This window comes from Streptomyces sp. NPDC056480 (assembly GCF_042795405.1).
GTDB lineage: Bacteria > Actinomycetota > Actinomycetes > Streptomycetales > Streptomycetaceae > Streptomyces.
On record NZ_JBHTSA010000017.1, the window covers coordinates 16,709 to 35,551 of the forward strand.

Genomic DNA, 18,843 nt, shown 5'->3' on the forward strand with positions numbered 1-18,843 from the left:
GACGCTTCGATGGGGGAGAAGGTCGTGGCCGACGGGTTCGGCCCGTCCGACCGGCAGCAGTACCGGAGAAAGCTCCAGCAGTGCCTCGCGGGGCTTGCGAGGCTTCTGGCGGAGAAGAGGTTCGACCGTCCCCGCAATCTCATGGGCGTGGAGATCGAACTCAATCTGGCCGGTGCCGACGGACTGCCCCGCATGCTGAACGGGCCGGTTCTCGAAAAGATCGCGAGCACCGATTTCCAGACGGAACTCGGAATGTTCAATCTCGAAGTGAACATCGCGCCCCACCAGCTCGACGGGCGGGTTTTCGACCGGCTCGCGGAGGAGATCGGCACCGGAATCGGATACGCCGACCGCAAGGCCGCGGAACTCGACGCGGGTGTCGTCATGATCGGCATACTGCCGACCCTCACCCAGGACGACCTGGTCCCCGAGAACCTCTCCTCCGCGGACCGTTACACGCTCCTCAACGACCAGATCCTCGCCGCCAGGGGAGAGGACTTCACGCTCGACATCCACGGGGTGGAACGGCTCCTCTGCACCTCGGAGTCGATCGTTCCGGAGGCGGCCTGCACCTCGGTCCAGCTCCATCTCCAGGTCACGCCGGCCCGCTTCGCCGCCGTGTGGAACGCGGCGCAAGCGGTGTCGGGCGTCCAGATCGCGCTCGGTGCCAACGCCCCCTTCGTCTTCGGCCGTGAACTGTGGCGCGAGTCCCGGCCGCCGCTCTTCACGCAGGCCACCGACACCCGGCCGCCCGAACTCCAGGCCCAGGGCGTCCGGCCGCGCACCTGGTTCGGGGAGCGGTGGGTGGACTCGGTGTACGACCTCTTCGAGGAGAACCTGCGCTACTTCCCCGCGCTGCTGCCGATCTGCGACGAGGAGGACCCGCTCCTGGTCCTCGACCGGGGCGGGGTGCCGCGCCTCCAGGAGCTGGTGCTGCACAACGGCACGGTCTACCGCTGGAACCGGCCCGTGTACGGCTGGGTCGACGGCGTCCCGCACCTCCGTGTCGAGAACCGGGTCCTGCCGGCCGGGCCGACCGTCACCGACGTCATCGCCAACGCCGCCTTCTACTACGGGCTGGTCCGCTCCCTCGCCGACGACCCCCGGCCCGTCTGGAAGCGGTTGGCCTTCGAGGACGCGGAGGCCAACTTCGACACGGCCTGCCGGCACGGCATCGAGGCGGAGCTCCGCTGGCCCCGTTCCGGCCGGGCCGGCGGCATCGCGACCGTCCCCGCGGTCCGGCTCGTCCTCGACGAACTGCTGCCGCTCGCCGCGGCCGGGCTCGACGCCTGGCACATCGAACCCGCCGACCGTGACTTCTACCTCGGGGTGATCGAGCAGCGCTGTCTGCGGAAGGTGAACGGCGCCTCCTGGCAGGCCGACACCTTCCACAAGGCGCTGGAGGCGGGCCTCGACCGCGAGGCGGCGCTCGCGGCGACCACCCGCCGCTACCGGAGCCTCATGCACGCCGGCGAGCCGGTGCACACCTGGCCGGTCGGGATCGACTGAGCGCGGCTCCCGGGGTCGCGGGCGGCGGCGGTGGCCGATCATGGCACAGTGATCGGGATGCCGCCGGAACGGCGTCCGTCCGCGACCGGGAAGTGGAGACAGGTGTGGTGTCGGACCAACGAGTGAGTGACGCTTCCCTGCCTCCCGACGGGCTGTCGCGCCGGGTCCTGCGCAACGAGACGCTCATCGTCCTCGCGCTCTCGCTCGGGGCGAGCGCCGTGTCGTCCCTCATCAGCTTCGTCGGCTCGCTCACCAAGTCGGGGGCGTTGAAGGAGCAGGCGGCCACGCTCAACGGCTCGTACGCGCCGGGGCGGCCCTGGCTCGACCTGTCCTGGCAGCTCTTCGGCATCGCCTCGGCGCTCGTGCCGGTCCTGCTCGTCGCCCATCTGCTGCTGCGCGAGGGCTCGGGCCTGAAGGCCATCGGCTTCGACCGGACCCGTCCCTGGACCGACCTCGGACGCGGGACGCTGGTCGCGGCGGGCATCGGCAGCGCGGGCCTCGCCTTCTACCTGGCGGCGCGGGCGACCGGCTTCAACCTCACGGTGGTGCCCGAGTCGCTGCCCGAGGTGTGGTGGAAGTACCCGGTGCTGATCCTCTCGGCGATCCAGAACTCGGTTCTGGAGGAGGTCATCGTCGTCGGCTATCTGCTGCGCAGACTCGGGCAGTTGGGGTGGACGCCGATGGCCGCGCTGGTGGCGAGCTCGGTGCTGCGCGGCTCGTACCACCTCTACCAGGGGATCGGCGGCTTCCTCGGCAACGTGGTGATGGGCGTGGTCTTCGTCCTGCTGTACCGCCGCTGGGGGCGGGTCGGGCCGCTGGTCGTGGCGCACGCGCTGCTCGACATCGTGGCCTTCGTCGGATACGGGCTGCTCGCGGGCAAGGTGGGGTGGCTGCCCACCGTGTGAGGCCATGGCCCGGGTGCGGGTGAGCGAGGGGGGTACGGGTTCTCCGTACTCCCCTCGTTTCGTTCGTCGCGGCGCCGTGGGGTCAGGCGTGCAGGTCGCCCTCGATGACCGTGACCGCGTGACCGTTCAGGAGGGTGCGGTCGCCGCGCAGCCGCGTACGGACGATGCCGGTGCGGGCGCCGCCCTGCAGTCCGACCAGGTCGTCGCGGCCGAACCGGGCCGACCAGTAGGGGGCGAGCGCGGTGTGCGCGCTGCCGGTCACCGGGTCCTCGTCGATGCCGACGGCGGGGAAGAAGCCGCGGGACACGAAGTCGTGGCCCCCGTCCGGGTCCTGGGCGGCGGCGGTGGCGATGATGCCGCGGGTCGAGAGGGCCTTCAGGGCGGCGTGGTCCGGCGCGAGCGCGCGCACGGTGGGCTCGTCGCGCAGCTCGACGACGAGGTCGCCGATGTGGTCGGCCGTGTCGTGGACGGCGACGACCTCGGCGCCGAGCGCCTTCTCCAGGCCGTCGGGGACGGGCACCGGGGTGAGGGAGGAGGTCGGGAAGTCCATCGTGATCGTGCCGTCGGCCTCGGCGGTGGCGCCGAGGAGGCCGCAGCGGGCCGCGAAGCGGACGGGGCCGCTCGCCGTACCGGTGGAGTGCAGGACATGGGCCGTGGCCAGTGTGGCGTGGCCGCACATGTCGACCTCGGTGGTGGGGGTGAACCAGCGCAGGGCCCAGTCGGCCTGCCCGCCGGCGGGCAGGGGGTGGGCGAAGGCGGTCTCGGAGAGGTTGACCTCCGCGGCGACCCGCTGGAGCCAGGCGTCTTCCGGGAAGGAGTCCAGGAGCAGGACTCCGGCCGGGTTGCCGGAGAAGGGCTGGTCGGTGAAGGCGTCGACGATGCGGATCCTCATGGCGCCGACCGTACCGGGGGTGGAATCGGGCGGGCCAAGGCCAATCGCGGAGAACTGGACCGGGTGGGCGCGCGTCGGCACTCCTTCGGCGTGCGGGCGGTGACCTGAGCGGATGAGATGCGTGGGTCCCGCGGCCGGCAGGCGGGGGCACGGCCCGGCCTCGCACCATGCCGGCGGGGGCACGGCCCAGCCCCCCCCCGCATCATGCCGGCGGGGGCACGGCTCAGCGCCGCCTCATGCAGGCGCGCGGGTGGGCCGTCGGCGATCGGTGCTCGGGGGCAGGACGACAAGGGCCAGTCGGCATGCTTGCTCGCCGAACAGTTCCGATATATCGTTGAGGCATCGCGACAGTTCAGCGAATGAAACCCGATGGAAGGAGCGTTGCGATGCGTTCACATGGACACGAGTACGGAAACGGACACGGAGCCGGCCGTGGAGGCTGCGGCCCCGGGCCTCGCGGTGACTTCGAAGGGCGGCGCGCGGCGTTCGGACCCTTCGGGCCGGGCTTCGGTGGCGGCGGCCCCTTCGGTGGCGGACGCGGCCACGGGGGCGGCCGGGGACGGGCGCGGCGCGGCGACGTGCGTGCGTCGATCCTGGCGCTCCTCAAGGACCGTCCGATGCACGGCTACGAGATGATCAGGGAGATCGGCGAGCGCAGCGACGGGGCCTGGCGGCCCAGTCCCGGCTCGGTCTACCCCACCCTCCAGCTGCTGGAGGACGAGGGCCTGATCACCAGTGCGAGCGAGGGCGGCAAGAAGCTGTTCACGCTCACCGACACCGGACGCGCCGAGGCCGAAGAGGGTCCCGACGCGCCCTGGGAGGACGCCGGGCGCGGCGTCGACTGGGAGGCCATGAACGAGATCCGGCAGGCCGGTTTCGGTCTGATGGAGGCGTTCGGGCAGGTCTGGAAGGCCGGCAGCGCCGAGCAGCGGAAGAAGGCGGTCGGCGTGATCAACGAGGCCCGCAAGAAGCTGTACCTGATCCTGGCCGACGAGGACTGAGCCCGTGCCCGTGAAGGGGCCGGGGGAATGGCCTCCTGTGCCCGTGAAGGGGCCGGGGGAACGGTCTCCTGTGCCCGTGAAGGGCCGGGAAGCGGTGGAAGGGCCCCGTGGCGTTCGCCACGGGGCCCTTTCGCCTGCCTGGGCCAGGCCGCCGGTCGTCCGCCCGGTCAGACCACCAGGCCCGAGAGCTTGCGCAGCGACTCGGTCAGCGCTGCCGTCGCCGAGTCCTTGAGCTTGCCCGCCATCAGGGAGACCGCCGCACCGGTGAACTCGCCGTCGATCCGCACCGTCGTGGCGTCCCCGTCCGCCGCCAGCGAGTAGCGGGTGGTGACGAGCACGCCCATCGGGCCCTTGCCCTTGATGGCGAAGGCGCGCTCCGCCTCCAGCTCCTCGACCGTCCAGAGCACCTCGGCGGGGAAGCCCATCAGCTTCATGTTCTCCGTGAAGGTGGCACCCGCCTCGAGGGTGGCCGGGCCGCCGTTCGGGAAGTTGGTGTGGGTGGCGTTCCACTCGCCGTACGAGGGGAAGTCCACGAGCTGCGCCCAGACCTTTCCGGCCGGTGCCTCGATCCGTGCCTCCGCGCTGACTTCGGCCATGAGACCACCCCTTCACGCGTGCCTGCTGGGTTCCGGTGTCGCGGAACGTAGCCGGGTGGCCGTGAACATTCAATACTGATGAACCGTCAGTTCTGCGGCGGCCGGCCCCGCCCCGTCACCGATCCACCAGATCTCGGACGCGTCGAAGCTGTCGGAGGCGCGGGGTGCCCCGTCCTCCTCGTGACAGTGGAAGGCCGCCCAGAACAGGTCGGCCGGCAACGCCTCCCGGGGCGCGTACACCCGGTAGACGTACTGCCGCCCGTCGCGCGCGAGCAGAGCCACCATCCAGAACACGATCGGAAGACGTAGGGGGCAGGGCCTGTGGTTGCGTCGGGGCGCAAAGCAAGGCGGCGCGCGCCCTGAGAGGGAGACGCGCGCGATCTCATCCGTAAGGAGGAGGAACCGCGCACGCGTGCCCAACTCCGGTGGGATGCGGACATGCTTCTCCCCGGCGATGCCCCGGCCGCCCGAGCCTGATGAGGTGAGAGGGTGCACCGTCCCGTCCCGATTCCCCAGCAGCCACTCCGGCTGCCCGCCGCCCCGCGCGCCGAACTCGCGCCCTTCCTGACCCCGTCCCTCATGTCGGTCGTGACGGGTGCGCGCCGCAGAGCCCTCCGGGACGGCGACCGGCAGATCGACACCGCCCACCTCCTGCACTCGCTCATCGAGTCCGACCCCGAGGTAGGCGCCGCCTTCGAGGACGGCCAGAAGCTCGCCCGGGTCCTGGGCTACCTCGTGCAGCGCTCCATCGGATACGGGCTGCGCTGGCAGCGCTCGGTCGAGGAGTCGGGGGCGGGTCGTCTCCTGCCCGCCGCGCGCGGGGCCGAGGGGCAGGACGGCCGGGGCTCCGGCTGGTCGCCGGCCGCGACCGTGGCCCTTGAGGAGGCCTTCCGGCGGGCCGCCGAACGCGGCGACACCCAGGCGCGCGGCCTCGACCTCCTGGCCTTCGTCGCCGCCGATCCGGAGAGCCGGGCCGCCGAGGTGCTGCGCCGCGCCGGGGTCGATCCGGCCGCGCTGAGCGCCCGTGCAGCAGCCCCCGCCGGCGCCCGGGGCGACGCCGGTACGGCCGCTCTGGCGGAAGGGCCCGTTCCACGGCGTGACGGGGAGCCGTCTCAACAGGTGTAACGGGGGTTACGCCCCTGTCCGCGTCCTGTCATCATGGCCCGATGCACGCGTCTCAGGGGAGAAGCGCCGGCCTGGGACTAGCCCTGGCCTCGGCCTTCGCATTCGGTGGTTCAGGAGTGGCGGCCAAGCCGCTCATCGAGGCGGGACTCGACCCGCTCCATGTCGTGTGGCTCCGGGTGGCCGGCGCCGCGCTCGTCATGCTCCCGGTGGCCTGGCGCCACCGCGACCTCCTGCGCCGCAAACCCGCTCTCCTGGTGGGCTTCGGGCTGCTCGCCGTCGCGGGCGTCCAGGCCTTCTACTTCGCCTCGATCTCCCGTATCCCCGTCGGCGTCGCGCTGCTCATCGAGTACCTCGCCCCGGCCCTCGTCCTCGGCTGGGTCCGCTTCGTCCAGCGCCGGCCCGTCACCCGCGCCGCCGCCCTCGGCGTCGTCCTGGCCGTCGGCGGTCTCGCCTGTGTCGTCCAGGTCTGGTCCGGGCTCACCTTCGACCTCGTCGGGCTCCTCCTGGCGCTCGCCGCCGCCTGCTGCCAGGTCGGCTACTTCGTCCTCTCCGACCAGGGCTCGGGCGAGGCCGAACAGGCCGATCCGATCGGTGTCATCGCCTACGGGCTGCTCATCGGCGCGCTCGTCCTCACCGTCGTCGCCCGCCCGTGGGGCATGGACTGGGCCCTGCTCGGCGGCAGCGCCGACATGGACGGCACGTCCGTGCCCGCGTGGCTGCTGCTCGGCTGGATCGTGCTGATCGCCACGGTGCTCGCGTACGTCACCGGCGTCGTCTCGGTCCGCCGGCTCTCGCCGCAGGTGGCGGGTGTCGTGGCCTGTCTCGAGGCCGTGATCGCGACCGTGCTCGCCTGGGTGCTGCTCGGGCAGTACCTCGACGCGCCGCAGATCATCGGCGGCGCGGTGGTCCTGGTCGGAGCCTTCATCGCCCAGTCGTCGACGCCGAAGGCGCCCGCGGCGGGACCTGTGGCCGGGTCGGCGGCGGACGTGGCCGCCGTCGTGGACGCCTCGGGTGTGACGGACCGCGATACCGAGTTGTCCGCCCGGCGGACCGGGGCCTAGGGTGCCGATCATGCATTCGACCGTGCTTCCGCCTCCCGCCGCCTAGCGCGCGCGGAGTCCCTCCTCGACGAAGACCGGGCTCGGCCGGGCGACCTCACGCCCCCGAGCGGTTCGTCGCTGCCCGCGCGCGGAGCCGAGCGACCACCCTTCCCTCCTGTCTTCCACGGAGAAGTCACGTGTCGAACTCTTCGGAATCCGCCCTGTCCGTCGGGCGGAGCCTGCTCTATCTGATCGTCGCCGGGATCGCCTGGGGCACGGCCGGCGCCGCCGCCTCGCTGATCTTCCGCGTCAGCGACATGGGCCCGCTGGCCCTCTCCTTCTGGCGCTGCGTCGGCGGTCTCGTCCTGCTGCTCGGGGCGCTCGCCCTGCGTCCCCGGCGCCGGGCCGCCCGTACGGCCGTGGAATCGCGCGGCCGCCGGACGGCCCGCATCCTCGGCACCGGGGTCGGTCTCACCGTCTTCCAGAGCGCCTACTTCGCCGCCGTCGAGGCCACCGGCCTGGCGGTCGGCACGGTCGTCACGCTGGGCGCGGGCCCCGTCCTCATCGCCGTCGGCGCCCGGCTCACCATGGGCGAACGCCTCGGCCGCGGCGGCATCACCGCCGTCACCGGGGCGCTCGCCGGGCTCGTCGTCCTCGTCCTCGGCGGAGGCGCGGCGGAGGTCCGGCCGCTGGGTGTCGCCCTCGCGGTCGTCTCGGCCGCCGGATACGCGGCCATCACCCTGCTGACGCGCTACCTCGGCCGTGACGGCGGCCGCACGGACGCGCTGTCCACCACGACCTGGGCCTTCGCGATCGGGGCAGTCGGGCTGCTGCCCGCGGCGTTCGCGGAGGGGCTCGTACCGCATACGGACGCGCCGGTGAGCGTGCTGCTCCTGCTCGTCTACGTCGCCGCCGTGCCCACCGCGCTCGCCTACGCGCTGTACTTCGCGGGGGCGGCGGTCGTCCGGGCCGCCACCGTCTCCGTGATCATGCTCCTGGAGCCGGTGAGCGCGGCCGTGATCGCCGTCTCGCTGCTCGGTGAGCGGCTCACGACCGCCGTCGTGCTCGGGACGCTGCTGCTCCTCGCGGCCGTCACGGGCCTCGCGTTCGCCGAGGCGCGGACGGCGACGGCGGAACGGCGGCGGGAGGCCGTGGCGGTGTAGGGGGAGGGGAGCTGCGGGGGCGGTGTGGGTGGAGGGGAGCTGCGGGCCGTCATCCGCTGCCTGTCGTCTGCGGCCCGTGGCCCGCGGTGGGGGCTCGTGCCCCCACCGGTGCCGGCCGGTGCCCGCCGGTGTCAGCCGGTGTCAGCCCGTGGTGCGGCGGCGCAGTTGGTGGCCCCGTGCCGCCCGGTCGCGGGGGCCGTCGCGCTCGGCCAGTCGCTCCATGACCCGGTCCTGGATCGCCTGCGGCTTGTTCCCCGCGTACTTGAACTTGGCCCGCACCTCGGTCACCTCCAGGCGCAGCACCCGGATCCCGGACAGCAGGCGGCCGAACGGCGCCTCGCCGGGGACGGCGGGGGCCGTGCCGCCGTCCGGCTGGAAGTGGGCGACCTGGCGGTTGAGCAGCTCCGCCTTCTCCGCCGGGTCGTCGACCACGTGCGCGGTGCAGCGCAGCTGGACGGCGGCGTAGTAGGAGGTGGGCGTGCCGTGCGCGGCCGGGGTGCCCTCGGGAGCCGTCCATGTGCCCGGCACGAAGACGTGGTCGTCGACCACGCCAAGAAGCACCGTCGGGTTCGCCTCAAGGGCACGCCACAGCGGGTTCGGGCGGGCGAGATGGGTCAGCACCCGGCCGTACGGGCCGGGCTCGGGCTCGTACCGGAAGTGCGTCGGCTGCACCCACGGCGGGTCTCCTGGCAGGCCGTTGACCGCGAGCTGGCCGAAGTCGTGGCGGGAGAGCCAGTCCCGCCACTCGTTCTCGTCGTGGGGCGCGTCCCAGGGGTGGATCAGCATGCGTCCGTCCGCTCGCTCGTGGCCTGGAGGGCGGCCAGGTAGTCGGGCAGGGCGACGGCCGGGTCCAGGTCGTCGGCCGGGACCGGCGCGCCGTAGCCGCCGCGCACGGGGACCACACCGGACCAGTGGGGGAGGGCGAGGTCCTCGGCGTCGTCGTTGGGGCCGCCGGTGCGGACCTTCGCCGAGACCTCGTTCATGTCCAGGCGGATCACGGCCGTGGCGGCGAGCTCCTTGGCGTTCGCGGGGCGGGAGTCCGCCGAGCGGCCGGGGACGACGTGGTCGACCAGGGCGTCGAGGGCGATCCGCAGCTCCTCGGGGTCGGTGACCTGGTGCGCGGTGCCGAGGACGACGACCGAGCGGTAGTTGAGGGAGTGGTGGAACGCGGAGCGGGCGAGCACGAGCCCGTCGACGTGGGTCACGGTCAGGCAGACGGGCAGACCGGGGGCCGCCACGCCGTCGCCGGCCGCGCGCAGTGGCCGCGAGCCGGTCGAGCCGTGCACGTAGAGGCGGTCGCCGACGCGGCCGAAGAGCGTCGGGAGGACGACCGGCGCGCCGTCCCGTACGAACCCGAGGTGGCAGACGTACGCCTCGTCGAGTATCGAGTGGACCAGGGCCTTGTCGTACGACGCGCGCTGGCGGGAGCGGGTGGGGACGGTCCGGTCGGTCGGCGCGTACGTGTCGGCGACGGCAGCGGTCTCGGAGGCCCCGGCGGAGGTCCTGTCGGCGGCCGTGTCGGCGACGGTGCTCATTGCGTTCTCCATTGCACTAGTGCATACTTGCGTTTGTGCTAGGAGAGTATCGGATCGAAGGTCGTCGCGCATCGGACATCGCCGCGAGCGTGGAGCGCGGAGTGGGGCTCGGGGCTCTCGAGCCAGGACAACTCCTGCCCCCGATGCGGGAGTTGGCCGCAGTGCTCGGTGTGAATCCCAATACCGTCGCCGCCGCCTACCGCACCCTGCGGGAACGCGGGGTCATCGAGACCGACGGGCGGCGCGGCAGCCGGGTGCGCCCGCGACCCGCCACGACCGCGCGCGGCTCGATCCGGGTCGAGGCACCCGCCGGGGTCAGGGACGTCGGCAAGGGCAACCCCGACCCCGCCCTGCTGCCCCCGCTCGGCGAGGCCTTCGCCGAGGTCGCGCGGAGATACGCCGAACGGCCCGGCATGTACGCGGAGGCTCCCGTCGACGAGGAGTTCGGGCGCCTCGCGCGCGCCGCCTTCGACGCGGACGGAGTGCCGGACGGGCCCGTCGGCGTCACGTCCGGGTCGCTCGACGCCGTCGAGCGCGTGCTCGCCGTGCACCTCAGGCCCGGCGACGCCGTCGCCGTCGAGGACCCGGGCTGGGGCAGCCTGCTCGACCTGGTGCCCGCGCTCGGGCTGCGGCCCGTACCGATGGCCGTCGACGACGAGGGGCCGCTTCCCGATGCGGTCGAGCGCGCGATCGCCCAGCACGGGGCGCGGGCGGTGATCGTGACGGACCGGGCGCAGAACCCGACCGGCGCGTGTGTCACCGAGGCCCGCGCGGGGGAGCTGCGGCGCGTGCTCGCCGGGCATCCCGGAGTGCTGCTCATCGAGGACGACCACGGGCACGGGATCGTCGCGCAGCCGCTCCACCCGCTGGCCGGGGGCAGCGACCACTGGGTGCTGATCCGCTCGGTCGCCAAGGCCTACGGCCCCGACCTGCGGATCGCCGCCTTCACCGGCGACTCCGAGACCGTCGACCGGGTGCTCGGCCGGCAGCGGCTCGGGCCGGGCTGGGTCAGCCGGCTCCTCCAGCGGGCCGTCGTGAACCTCTGGGCCACGGACGCGGTGGACCCGGCGGTCGTCGCGCGCTCGTACGGGAAGCGGCGCGACGGACTCGTACGGGCCCTGGCCCGGCGGGGCGTCGAGGCCCACGGGCGCAGTGGCATGAACGTGTGGGTGCCGGTGCCCGACGAGACCGCGGCGGTGGCGGGTCTTGTGGCCGCGGGGTGGGCGGTGGCGCCGGGGGCGCGGTTCCGGATGGAGGCGGGGCCGGCGGTGCGGGTCACGGTGTCGGGGCTCGAGGCGGGCGGGATCGAGGCGCTGGCGGAGGCGGTGGCGGGGGTGGTGGGGCCGGTGGTGGCGCGGAGCTATGGGTGAGGGGTGGGCGTGGCCTTGCTTGTGGGGGTGAGGCCGTGCCTGTGCGGGTGGCTGCGCCATCGTCACCCGCCGTGTGGGCAATCGTCCCTCCCTCAGACTCCGTCCGGGGGGACCCCCAGGGCGGGACGGGTGGGCACACGGGACGGCGCCCTCTGGCGGCGCCTCCGCTCCTTGTGCCTGGACCCGCACCCACAGTGCGGCGCACCTCGTGGTGCGGGTTCAGGCGCAGGGAGCCTAGGCCCGGCAAGGGGCGCCGTCCGTTGTGCCCACCCGTTCCGCCCCAGCGGAACGAATGCCCACAACGGGGTGGGCGGCGCCGTCCGTTGTGCCTGCCCGTTCCGACCCTGGGGGTCCCCCCTGGACGAAGTCCTTGGGGGAGGAACGAATGCCCACAACGGGCTGGGCGGCGGGCGTCGCTGTGTTCACGTTGCTTGCGACAGGTGTGGTCGTGCGGCGGGACGGGCGGGTTTGGGTGAGGGCTGCGCCGGCCAGGACTATCAGGGCGCCTACCGGGGTGTTCCAGGTGAGTTGTTCGTCCAGGAGCGCCACCCCCGCCGCCGTCGCGATCACCGGGATGAAGTACGTGACCATCGCGGCCGTCGTCGGGCCGACCTCCGCGACCACCCCGTACTGGAGCAGCATCGCGTACCCCGTGCCGAGGGCGCCGAGTGCGATCACGGCGAGCAGCGGGAGCACCTCCACCGACTTCGGGAGCGAGGTGAACAGCGGGGTGACGACCGCAAGTTGCAGCGTGGCGAGGCCGACCTGGGAGCCCGCGAGCGAGAGGTTCGAGGCGCCCGTGCCGCTCAGCGTCCTGCGGACGTAGATCCAGCCGACCGCGTAGCTGAACGAGGCGAGGAGGGCCAGGGCCGTGCCCGTCACGTCGACGCCGGAGAAGCCCTGCCACGCGCCGAGCACCGTGAGCACGCCCATGAAGCCGATGCCCAGGCCCGCCGCGCGGACCCGGGTCGGGCGGTCCTCGGAGAGCGCCACGAGGGAGAGCAGCATGCCCCACAGCGGGGTCGTCGCGTTGCAGATGCCCGCGAGCGTCGACGGGATGGTCAGTTCGGCGTAGGCGAAGAGGGAGAACGGCAGCGCGTTGAGGAGGAAGGCCGCGACCGTCAGATGGCCCCAGACGCGGGCGCCGCGCGGCAGCCGGTCGCGCTTCACGACCAGGGCGACGGCGAGCACCGCCGTACCGAAGAGGAGTCGCCCGAAGGTCACCTGGAAGGGTGCGAAGCCCTCCGTGCCGACCTTGATGAAGACGAAGCTGAAACCCCAGATCAGGGCCAGTACGCCGAAGCGGACGCGCCAGTCCAGCAGGCGTGAGGCGGAGGACGGGGCGGAGGATGCGGTGGGTGGGGCTGCGGGGCTCATGCCACTCAGGGTGACCGTCTCGACCTCTTAGAACAAGCGAGAATTCCTCGACCCCTTCCCTTAGTATCGCTTACATGTTGAATCTGGAGCGCCTGCGCACCCTCGACGCCGTCGCCCGGCACGGCTCGGTCAGCGGGGCGGCCGACGGACTGCACGTCACCACCTCCGCCGTCTCCCAGCAGCTGTCCAAGCTGGAGCGCGAGGTGGGCCAGCAGCTGCTCGCCAAGAACGGCCGGGGGGTGCGGCTCACCGACGCCGGGCAGCTGCTCGCCGAGCACGCCGCCCGGATCCTCTCCCAGGTCCAGATGGCCCAGGCCGACATCGAGGCCCAGCGCGGCCAGGTCGTGGGTGAGGTGCGGGTCGCCGCCTTCCCGACGGCCGCCCGGGGCCTCTTCCCGGCCGCGCTCGCCGCCCTGCGCGAGGGCCATCCCGACCTCCGGGTCCGTACGACGGAGCTGGAGCCGGAGAACGGCGTGCGCGCGGTACTGCGCGGCGACGCGGATCTCGCGCTCGTCCTGGACTGGAGCAACAAGCGGGCGCCCGTGCCCGGCGGCCTCGAGCGCGCCCATCTGCTCGACGACTCCGCCGACGTGGCCCTGCCCGCCGGGCACCGGCTGGCCGGGCGTGAGGCGTTGGACCTGGTGGACTTCGCCGACGAGGAGTGGGTCTCCTGGCCGGAGGGCGAGTTCTGCCACGACTGGCTGATGTTCACGCTGCGCTCGCAGGGCATCGAGCCGCGGATCGGTCACCTGGCGGGGGAGCACCACACGCAGCTGGCGCTCGTGGCGGCGGGACTCGGCGTGTGCGTCACGCCCCGGCTCGGGCGGCCCGTGCCGGAAGGGGTCGTCTTCGTGCCCGTACGGCAGCAGGTGCGGCGCCACATCTACGCGACCTGGCGCGCCGACGCGGGCCGCCGGCCCTCCGTGCGGGCGGTCGTCGGCGCGCTGCGGGCGGCGGCCGAGCCGTTGGGGAGCTGAGTCGAGGGTCAGAGGCCCGCCAGTTTGCGGAAGTCCCAGGACGCGATCGCGTCCGGTGTCAGCCGCATCCAGGCGTGTCTGCCGTCGTGCGGCATCGCGTCCAGGCCGAAGTTCTTGGCGGCGAAGAGCTGCTCGGGCACGTCGAGTTCGGGGCACGGCTCGCCCGTGCGCGGGGCCTCGCCGATGAAGGTGACGGTGCCCGAAAGCTCCACGCCGCGCAGTTCGCCGTACTCCTCGCCGTCGTCCACCACGACGGCGATCCTCGGGTCGGCGCGCAGCTCCGCCCAACGGCGGCTGCGGGTCAGCGAGTACAGCCAGAGCGAGGAGCCGTCCCAGGCGAACCAGAGCGCGCTCACGTGCGGGCGGCCGTCGGCGGAGACGGTCGCGACCCGGCAGGTGCGCTGTTCCGCGAGGAAGGAGTCGAGCTCCGCCGGGGTCATCATGATCCGGCGTCCACGGCGTTGTGCGACGGTCATCGTCCGCACCCTTCTGGATTTCTGATGAGACGTCAGAAAGCATGGGGGGCCAATCGCGCGCGTGCAAGGGGAGGGACCATGGAGCAGAGGGCGAGAGAGCGGCTCGGGGAGCGGATCCGGCCGGACGGCGGGGTCGTGCTGCTCACCGTCGAGTGTCAGCAGGGGGTCGTAGGTCCGGAGAGCGCACTGCCCGAACTGGCCGCCGCCGCCCGTGCGTCGGGGGCGCTGCGGAACGTCGCCCGACTGGTGGCCGCCGCGCACGAGGCGGACGTCCAGGTCGTCCACGCCGTCGCCGAACGGCGCCCCGACGGGCGGGGAGCCAACAGCAACGCCCGGCTCTTCCGGGCCGCCGCCCGCCTTCCCGTACAGCAGCACAGCGGAAGCACGGCGGTGCGGATCGCCGAACCGATCGAGGTCGCCGAGGAGGACCTCGTCGTCCGGCGGCTGCACGGGCTCTCGCCGCTCGCGGGGACCGATGTCGATCCGCTGCTCCGCAACCTCGGCTGCCGGACCCTGATCGTCACCGGCGTCTCCGCCAACGTGGCCGTGCCCAACGCCGTCTTCGACGCCGTCAACCTCGGCTACACCGTGGTGGTGCCCGGGGACGCCATCGCGGGGGTGCCGGCCGACTACACCCCCGCGATGATCCGTCACACCCTCGCGCTCGTCGCCACGATCACCACGACCGACGAGATACTCGCCTGCTGGAAGTTCCCCCGGCGGTCCGGGGGCACGGGGAGCGCGTCGGGCGGAGGAACCGCCGGCGGCACCGGCAGCACCGGGAGCACCGGCAGCAGCGGGAAGGCCGGCAGCGCCGGGAGGCCCGGGAAGGCCGGGAACGCCGGGGGTGCCGTCAGCCGAAGCTGATCGCGTCCCCGACCACCTGGATCGGTGTCGGCGGCAGGGGGGAGCCGGCCGGGCCGGACTTCACGCTGCCGTCCGACACGTCGAACCGGCTCTGGTGGCACGGGCAGACGATGACGCCGTCCTCGACGCTGCTCACGGCGCAGCCCGCGTGGGTGCACTTCGAGGAGAAGGCCTTGAACTCGCCCGCCTTCGGCTGGGTGATGACCACGCCCTTGTCGGCGAGGACCTTCCCGCCGCCCACCGGGATGTCCGCGGTCGACGCGAGCGTCTCGCCCTCCGCCGCCACCCCCTTGTCGTTCGTGCCGCCGCCCCCGCATGCGGTGAGTGCCGCTGCCAGGCCCGCGCCGCCCGCCGCCGCGACGACCGTCCGGCGTGCCACTCCGCTCATGTGCTGCCCCTCTTCCCTCGTGCCTTCGGTGCGGTTGTGCTCCTGCCAGAAGGTACGTCTGTGAGCTGTGTCCCGTTCACAGGATCGGGCGTTCGCTTCCTTACAGTTCTGACTAGAGTGTCTGATCCTGGACACCCTATGAGTGAACTGTCCATCCGAGGGGGCGACGGGCATGCTGGCGCGGTCGGTGAGTGCCCATCACGTACGAGCCGTGCTGCTGGCCGCCGAGCGGCGCGGGATCGCCACCGGACCGTTGCTCGCCCGAGCCGGCCTGTCCCCGGCGCTCGCCGAGGAACCCCGCGCCCCGGAACGGGAGTCGGCCCGGGTTCCGGCGGAGCGGTTCGGGCAGCTCGTCAGAATGCTCTGGGCCAGCCTCGACGACGAACTCATCGGCTTCGGGGGCGCGCCCAGCAAGGTCGGGACCTTCGCGATGATGGCCCATGTCGTGGTCCACGGCAGCCGTGACCTGCGCGAGGCGCTCCGGCGGGCCGGGACCTTCTACTCCCTCTTCCCGGGCGGCCCGCGCTTCCGCCTCGTGGAACCGGCGCCGGGCGTCACCTGGACCGACGAGGCCGACGAGGCCCGGATGGAGTTCGACGTCTCCGGGTACGACGACCCCCTCCACTTCGGTGCCGAGTCCACCGTCCTCGTCGCGCACCGCTTCGCGGGCTGGCTCGTCCGGCGCCGGATCGGCCTGCGCCGCGTCGAGTTCGTCCACCCGGAGCCCCGGCACGCGCGCGAGTACGCCCTCCTGTTCGGGGCGCCCTGCGTCTTCGGCGCGCCGCGGACAGCCGCCGTCTTCGACCGGGCGGACCTCGACGAACCGGTCCTGCGGGACGCGGCCGCGCTCAAGGTCTTCCTCCGTCGCGCCCCCGTCGACGTGCTCGTCCGTGCCGACTACGGCAGTACGGTGACCGGCCGGGTGCGGCATCTCATCGGGCGGTCCCTGCCCGCAGGGCCGGTGCCGACGCCCGAGGAGCTCGCCGACCGGCTGTCCGTCAGCCCGCAGACCCTGCGCCGCCAACTGGCCGCCGAGGGGACCACGTACCAGCGGCTCCGTGACCAGGTGCGGCGCGACCACGCCCTCGCGGAGCTGACCGGCGGCAGGGTCTCGATCGAGGGGCTCTCGCGTCGGCTCGGCTTCTCCGAACCCAGCGCGTTCCACCGGGCGTTCCGGCGCTGGACCGGCGAGACGCCGCGGGCCTACCAGGCCAGGGCGCGCGCCCGTGACGGTCGGGCCGCGCCGCCTCCGGCACCGACCGTCCCCGGTCAACAACCCTGAGCGGTACGGTCACAGCCGCCGGCGGCCGCTCGTCCTACCGTCCCGACATGACCGAAAACGACCGGTCCGGGGCCGTGCGGCCCCCGGACCTCCGCCGCGCTCGTCCCCGCGCCCGGACCGGGTCCCGATGACGGTGCGCCGGGCGGCCGGTGCCGTCCTCGGGGCCGGGGCGGTGCTCTGTCTCGTCGCCGTGGTGGCCGTGACGGCCCTCGGCATACGGGTCGACGGCACGAGCATGGCGCCGACCCTTCACGAGGGGGACCGGATCCTCGCGGTGCCGGACTCGGCGGGGACGGCGCGCCGGTTCGACGTGGTGTTGCTCCGGGCCACCGGGAAGGACACCCTGCTGGTCAAGCGGGTGATCGGCCTGCCCGGTGACCGGGTCGGCATCGTCTCCACGCCCGACGAGCCCTTCTTGGTGCTCGTGCAGGAAGGGGGAGCGGGCCCGGTGCGACGGGTGGCGGCGCCCCAGTGGGCGGCGCAGGCCCACCGTACGGGCGCGTGCTGCGGTCCGGACGGGACGCGGTCGGCGCGGTCCGAGCTGCGGACCGTACCCGAGGGGTCGTTCTTCTACCTGGGGGACAACCCCGATCTCTCGGACGACTCGCGGGCGTACGGCTGGGGCGAGATCGCGCGGATCGAGGGGCGGGTCGGCGTGCGGGCGTTCCCGGTCTCGGCGTCCCCGGACATCGGCAACCGGCCGGTTCTGGAGGAGTACCGGGGGCCGGGTCCCTAGGGCCGTCTTGCCGGTCAGGCCGGGTGCGCGCTCGCGGGCGGTGGCTTCTCGGTGCCCGTGCTCAGGGCGACCCGGACCACGGTGTCCGCGACGCGCCGGGCCGACTCCTCGGGCGAGGAACCGGCCTGGACGATGTGGCTCGCCGTGAGCCGGACCGCCGCGTCCACGGCGAGTTCGCGCGCCACCGGGTCGACCGTCGGCCAGGCCTCCGTGACGTACGCGTCGGCCATCGCCGTCGCGGTGTCGAACGCCGCCGCCGAGCGGGTCGTCAGATAGGAGAGGAGGCCGTCCTCGCCGGTGCTCGTCAGCATGGCCTTGATCAGCGGGTTCCGGCCGGCCAGCGTGAGCGTGAAGCCGACGGCGGCCTCGACCGCCGCGCGCAGGTCGTCCCGGTGGGCGTCCAGACCCGCCTGGATGCCGACGAGGCAGCGCTCCAGTTCGCGCTGGAAGAGGGCCTCGCCGACCGCCTCCTTCGAGGGGAACTCCGAGTAGAGCGTCTGGCGGCTGACCCCGACCGCGCCGGCCAGGTGCGACATCCGCAGCTTGTCGAAGCCGCGGTCCGCGACCGCCTCGTACGCGGCGTCCAGCAGGCGCTCGCGCAGCAGTGTCCGGACCGTCTCCCTGAACCGTGGCATCGGCCAAGCCTAGTCCAGCGGGAATTCCTCCCAGGATGGTCCGAAGCATTGACACTTCACAAGAGAGTGTCCAATTCTCGAACAAGCAGCCGCAAAGTGTCATTCGTCTCCGACCAGCCACATCCGGCCGCGGGACGCACGGCTGAGTTCACATCCCCACCCGCGCGGCTTGTGCGGGACGACGGTTGGAGATCACATGCAGCACGAGACCAGAGGCGTCACCCGCTGGCGCAGATCCGCGTTCCTCGCCGTGCCCGCCACGGCGGCCGTCGCCGCCATGGCCACCGCCATGGTGCAGGGCGCGCTCGCCGCGAACCTCTCGCTGACCAGCGTCCCCTTCACCCTCAGCTCGAAGACGGTGGCGGCGCCGCAGGGCATCGGCGCGGTCATGCACACCATCGACGCGGGCGGGGCCAAGGGAGCCGCCGAGGTCGGCATCGCCAAGGCCGGCCTCGACGGCATCTGCGTGCACGCCGTCCAGTCCGTCAACCTCCCGGTGATCGGCAGCCTCGGCACCTGGTCGCTCAACATCTCGTCGCCGGCGGCGGCGACCCCGCTCACCAGCGACCAGCTCGTCGCCGGCGGCGGACTCCAGGCCAACAAGCTGGTCCTGGACGCCCAGTCGCTCAAGGCCGCCACGGCCACCCTCAACGCGAGCGACACCACCCCGAACGTCATCGGCGCAGCCGCCGACGGCGCCGGGATCAAGGGCACGGGCATCACCGACGGCACCCCGGGCCAGTTCGGCCTCGACGCCACCGGCGGCCGTACCGACATCAAGAACCTCAACGCCGACGCCAACGGCGCCACCATCTCCGGCGCGATCACCCTGCCGGACCTCGCCATCGGCATCGCCCACGGCGACAAGGGCTGCTGAGCCGACAGGACCCGCACCCGTACGGCCCGTCACCACCGGCCGGAGCCCGTCCCCCTCGGGGCACGGGCTCCGGCTCCCACCCCCGACTCCCC

At 73.1% G+C, this 18,843-nt stretch carries 21 protein-coding genes; 12 read left to right on the forward strand and 9 right to left on the reverse strand.

The window, feature by feature from the left end; genetic code table 11:
* Positions 1 to 9 precede the first annotated feature (9 nt).
* Positions 10 to 1,509: a glutamate--cysteine ligase gene (locus ACFQ79_RS10510; RefSeq protein ID WP_383581158.1), complete on the forward strand. Its 1,500-nt coding sequence runs from the start codon at positions 10 to 12 to the stop codon at positions 1,507 to 1,509.
* A 122-nt stretch (positions 1,510 to 1,631) separates the two neighbouring features.
* Positions 1,632 to 2,414, forward strand: coding sequence for a CPBP family intramembrane glutamic endopeptidase (locus ACFQ79_RS10515; RefSeq protein WP_383581161.1), 783 nt, complete (start codon positions 1,632 to 1,634; stop codon positions 2,412 to 2,414).
* 82 nt (positions 2,415 to 2,496) lie between these two features.
* Here ACFQ79_RS10515 and ACFQ79_RS10520 read toward each other — a convergent pair whose 3' ends face one another.
* Positions 2,497 to 3,306 carry a PhzF family phenazine biosynthesis protein gene (locus ACFQ79_RS10520; protein ID WP_383581163.1) on the reverse strand — a complete coding sequence of 270 codons (810 nt, stop codon included), beginning with the start codon at positions 3,304 to 3,306 and terminating at the stop codon, positions 2,497 to 2,499.
* Positions 3,307 to 3,692: 386 nt separating this feature from the next.
* Here ACFQ79_RS10520 and ACFQ79_RS10525 point away from each other — a divergent pair, with 386 nt between their 5' ends.
* Entirely contained in the window at positions 3,693 to 4,307 is a 615-nt protein-coding gene (locus ACFQ79_RS10525; protein WP_383581166.1) for a PadR family transcriptional regulator, read from the forward strand.
* Positions 4,308 to 4,474: 167 nt separating this feature from the next.
* Here ACFQ79_RS10525 and ACFQ79_RS10530 read toward each other — a convergent pair whose 3' ends face one another.
* A complete protein-coding gene (locus ACFQ79_RS10530; RefSeq protein WP_383581168.1) occupies positions 4,475 to 4,903 on the reverse strand; it encodes an SRPBCC family protein in 429 nt (142 codons plus the stop codon).
* 69 nt (positions 4,904 to 4,972) lie between these two features.
* Positions 4,973 to 5,197, reverse strand: coding sequence for a hypothetical protein (locus ACFQ79_RS10535; protein ID WP_055604039.1), 225 nt, complete (start codon positions 5,195 to 5,197; stop codon positions 4,973 to 4,975).
* A gap of 195 nt (positions 5,198 to 5,392) precedes the next feature.
* Between ACFQ79_RS10535 and ACFQ79_RS10540 the strand changes: the two genes are divergently transcribed.
* The 3 genes from ACFQ79_RS10540 (at position 5,393) to ACFQ79_RS10550 (ending at position 8,231) form a co-directional block, all read left to right on the forward strand.
* Positions 5,393 to 6,028: a Clp protease N-terminal domain-containing protein gene (locus ACFQ79_RS10540; RefSeq protein ID WP_383581171.1), complete on the forward strand. Its 636-nt coding sequence runs from the start codon at positions 5,393 to 5,395 to the stop codon at positions 6,026 to 6,028.
* Positions 6,029 to 6,069: 41 nt separating this feature from the next.
* Positions 6,070 to 7,089: a DMT family transporter gene (locus tag ACFQ79_RS10545; protein ID WP_383581173.1), complete on the forward strand. Its 1,020-nt coding sequence runs from the start codon at positions 6,070 to 6,072 to the stop codon at positions 7,087 to 7,089.
* A gap of 176 nt (positions 7,090 to 7,265) precedes the next feature.
* Entirely contained in the window at positions 7,266 to 8,231 is a 966-nt protein-coding gene (locus ACFQ79_RS10550) for a DMT family transporter (protein WP_383581175.1), read from the forward strand.
* A gap of 141 nt (positions 8,232 to 8,372) precedes the next feature.
* On the opposite strand, the gene ACFQ79_RS10555 is transcribed toward ACFQ79_RS10550, so the two are convergent.
* Together ACFQ79_RS10555 and ACFQ79_RS10560 are read right to left on the reverse strand one after the other, a co-directional pair.
* A complete protein-coding gene (locus ACFQ79_RS10555; RefSeq protein ID WP_383581177.1) occupies positions 8,373 to 9,017 on the reverse strand; it encodes an FMN-binding negative transcriptional regulator in 645 nt (214 codons plus the stop codon).
* Positions 9,011 to 9,766 carry a pyridoxamine 5'-phosphate oxidase family protein gene (locus ACFQ79_RS10560; RefSeq protein ID WP_383581180.1) on the reverse strand — a complete coding sequence of 252 codons (756 nt, stop codon included), beginning with the start codon at positions 9,764 to 9,766 and terminating at the stop codon, positions 9,011 to 9,013. Before ACFQ79_RS10560 ends, ACFQ79_RS10555 begins: the two co-directional genes overlap by 7 nt.
* 35 nt (positions 9,767 to 9,801) lie before the next feature.
* Here ACFQ79_RS10560 and ACFQ79_RS10565 point away from each other — a divergent pair, with 35 nt between their 5' ends.
* Positions 9,802 to 11,136 carry an aminotransferase class I/II-fold pyridoxal phosphate-dependent enzyme gene (locus ACFQ79_RS10565; RefSeq protein WP_383581182.1) on the forward strand — a complete coding sequence of 445 codons (1,335 nt, stop codon included), beginning with the start codon at positions 9,802 to 9,804 and terminating at the stop codon, positions 11,134 to 11,136.
* Positions 11,137 to 11,370: 234 nt separating this feature from the next.
* Here ACFQ79_RS10565 and ACFQ79_RS10570 read toward each other — a convergent pair whose 3' ends face one another.
* Positions 11,371 to 12,513, reverse strand: coding sequence for a DMT family transporter (locus ACFQ79_RS10570; RefSeq protein ID WP_383581184.1), 1,143 nt, complete (start codon positions 12,511 to 12,513; stop codon positions 11,371 to 11,373).
* 74 nt (positions 12,514 to 12,587) lie between these two features.
* Between ACFQ79_RS10570 and ACFQ79_RS10575 the strand changes: the two genes are divergently transcribed.
* Entirely contained in the window at positions 12,588 to 13,490 is a 903-nt protein-coding gene (locus ACFQ79_RS10575) for a LysR substrate-binding domain-containing protein (protein WP_383581186.1), read from the forward strand.
* An 8-nt stretch (positions 13,491 to 13,498) separates the two neighbouring features.
* On the opposite strand, the gene ACFQ79_RS10580 is transcribed toward ACFQ79_RS10575, so the two are convergent.
* A complete protein-coding gene (locus ACFQ79_RS10580) occupies positions 13,499 to 13,966 on the reverse strand; it encodes a pyridoxamine 5'-phosphate oxidase family protein (RefSeq protein WP_383581188.1) in 468 nt (155 codons plus the stop codon).
* A 78-nt stretch (positions 13,967 to 14,044) separates the two neighbouring features.
* Here ACFQ79_RS10580 and ACFQ79_RS10585 point away from each other — a divergent pair, with 78 nt between their 5' ends.
* Entirely contained in the window at positions 14,045 to 14,833 is a 789-nt protein-coding gene (locus tag ACFQ79_RS10585) for a cysteine hydrolase (RefSeq protein WP_383581190.1), read from the forward strand.
* Here the strand turns inward: ACFQ79_RS10585 and ACFQ79_RS10590 are convergent.
* Positions 14,820 to 15,221: a Rieske (2Fe-2S) protein gene (locus tag ACFQ79_RS10590; protein WP_383581193.1), complete on the reverse strand. Its 402-nt coding sequence runs from the start codon at positions 15,219 to 15,221 to the stop codon at positions 14,820 to 14,822. The genes ACFQ79_RS10585 and ACFQ79_RS10590 overlap by 14 nt on opposite strands.
* Positions 15,222 to 15,408: 187 nt before the next feature.
* Between ACFQ79_RS10590 and ACFQ79_RS10595 the strand changes: the two genes are divergently transcribed.
* Both ACFQ79_RS10595 and lepB read left to right on the forward strand, forming a co-directional pair.
* On the forward strand, positions 15,409 to 16,503 hold the full coding sequence (locus ACFQ79_RS10595) for an AraC family transcriptional regulator (RefSeq protein WP_383581195.1): 1,095 nt from the start codon (positions 15,409 to 15,411) through the stop codon (positions 16,501 to 16,503).
* 127 nt (positions 16,504 to 16,630) lie between these two features.
* Positions 16,631 to 17,239, forward strand: coding sequence for a signal peptidase I (lepB, locus tag ACFQ79_RS10600; protein WP_383581197.1), 609 nt, complete (start codon positions 16,631 to 16,633; stop codon positions 17,237 to 17,239).
* Between the two features lie 14 nt (positions 17,240 to 17,253).
* On the opposite strand, the gene ACFQ79_RS10605 is transcribed toward lepB, so the two are convergent.
* Complete coding sequence (locus ACFQ79_RS10605; RefSeq protein ID WP_383581199.1) at positions 17,254 to 17,874, reverse strand: TetR family transcriptional regulator; 621 nt, start codon at positions 17,872 to 17,874, stop codon at positions 17,254 to 17,256.
* 196 nt (positions 17,875 to 18,070) lie between these two features.
* On the opposite strand from ACFQ79_RS10605, the gene ACFQ79_RS10610 reads away from it, so the two are divergent.
* A complete protein-coding gene (locus tag ACFQ79_RS10610) occupies positions 18,071 to 18,751 on the forward strand; it encodes a cholesterol esterase (RefSeq protein ID WP_383581202.1) in 681 nt (226 codons plus the stop codon).
* Positions 18,752 to 18,843: the final 92 nt, after the last annotated feature.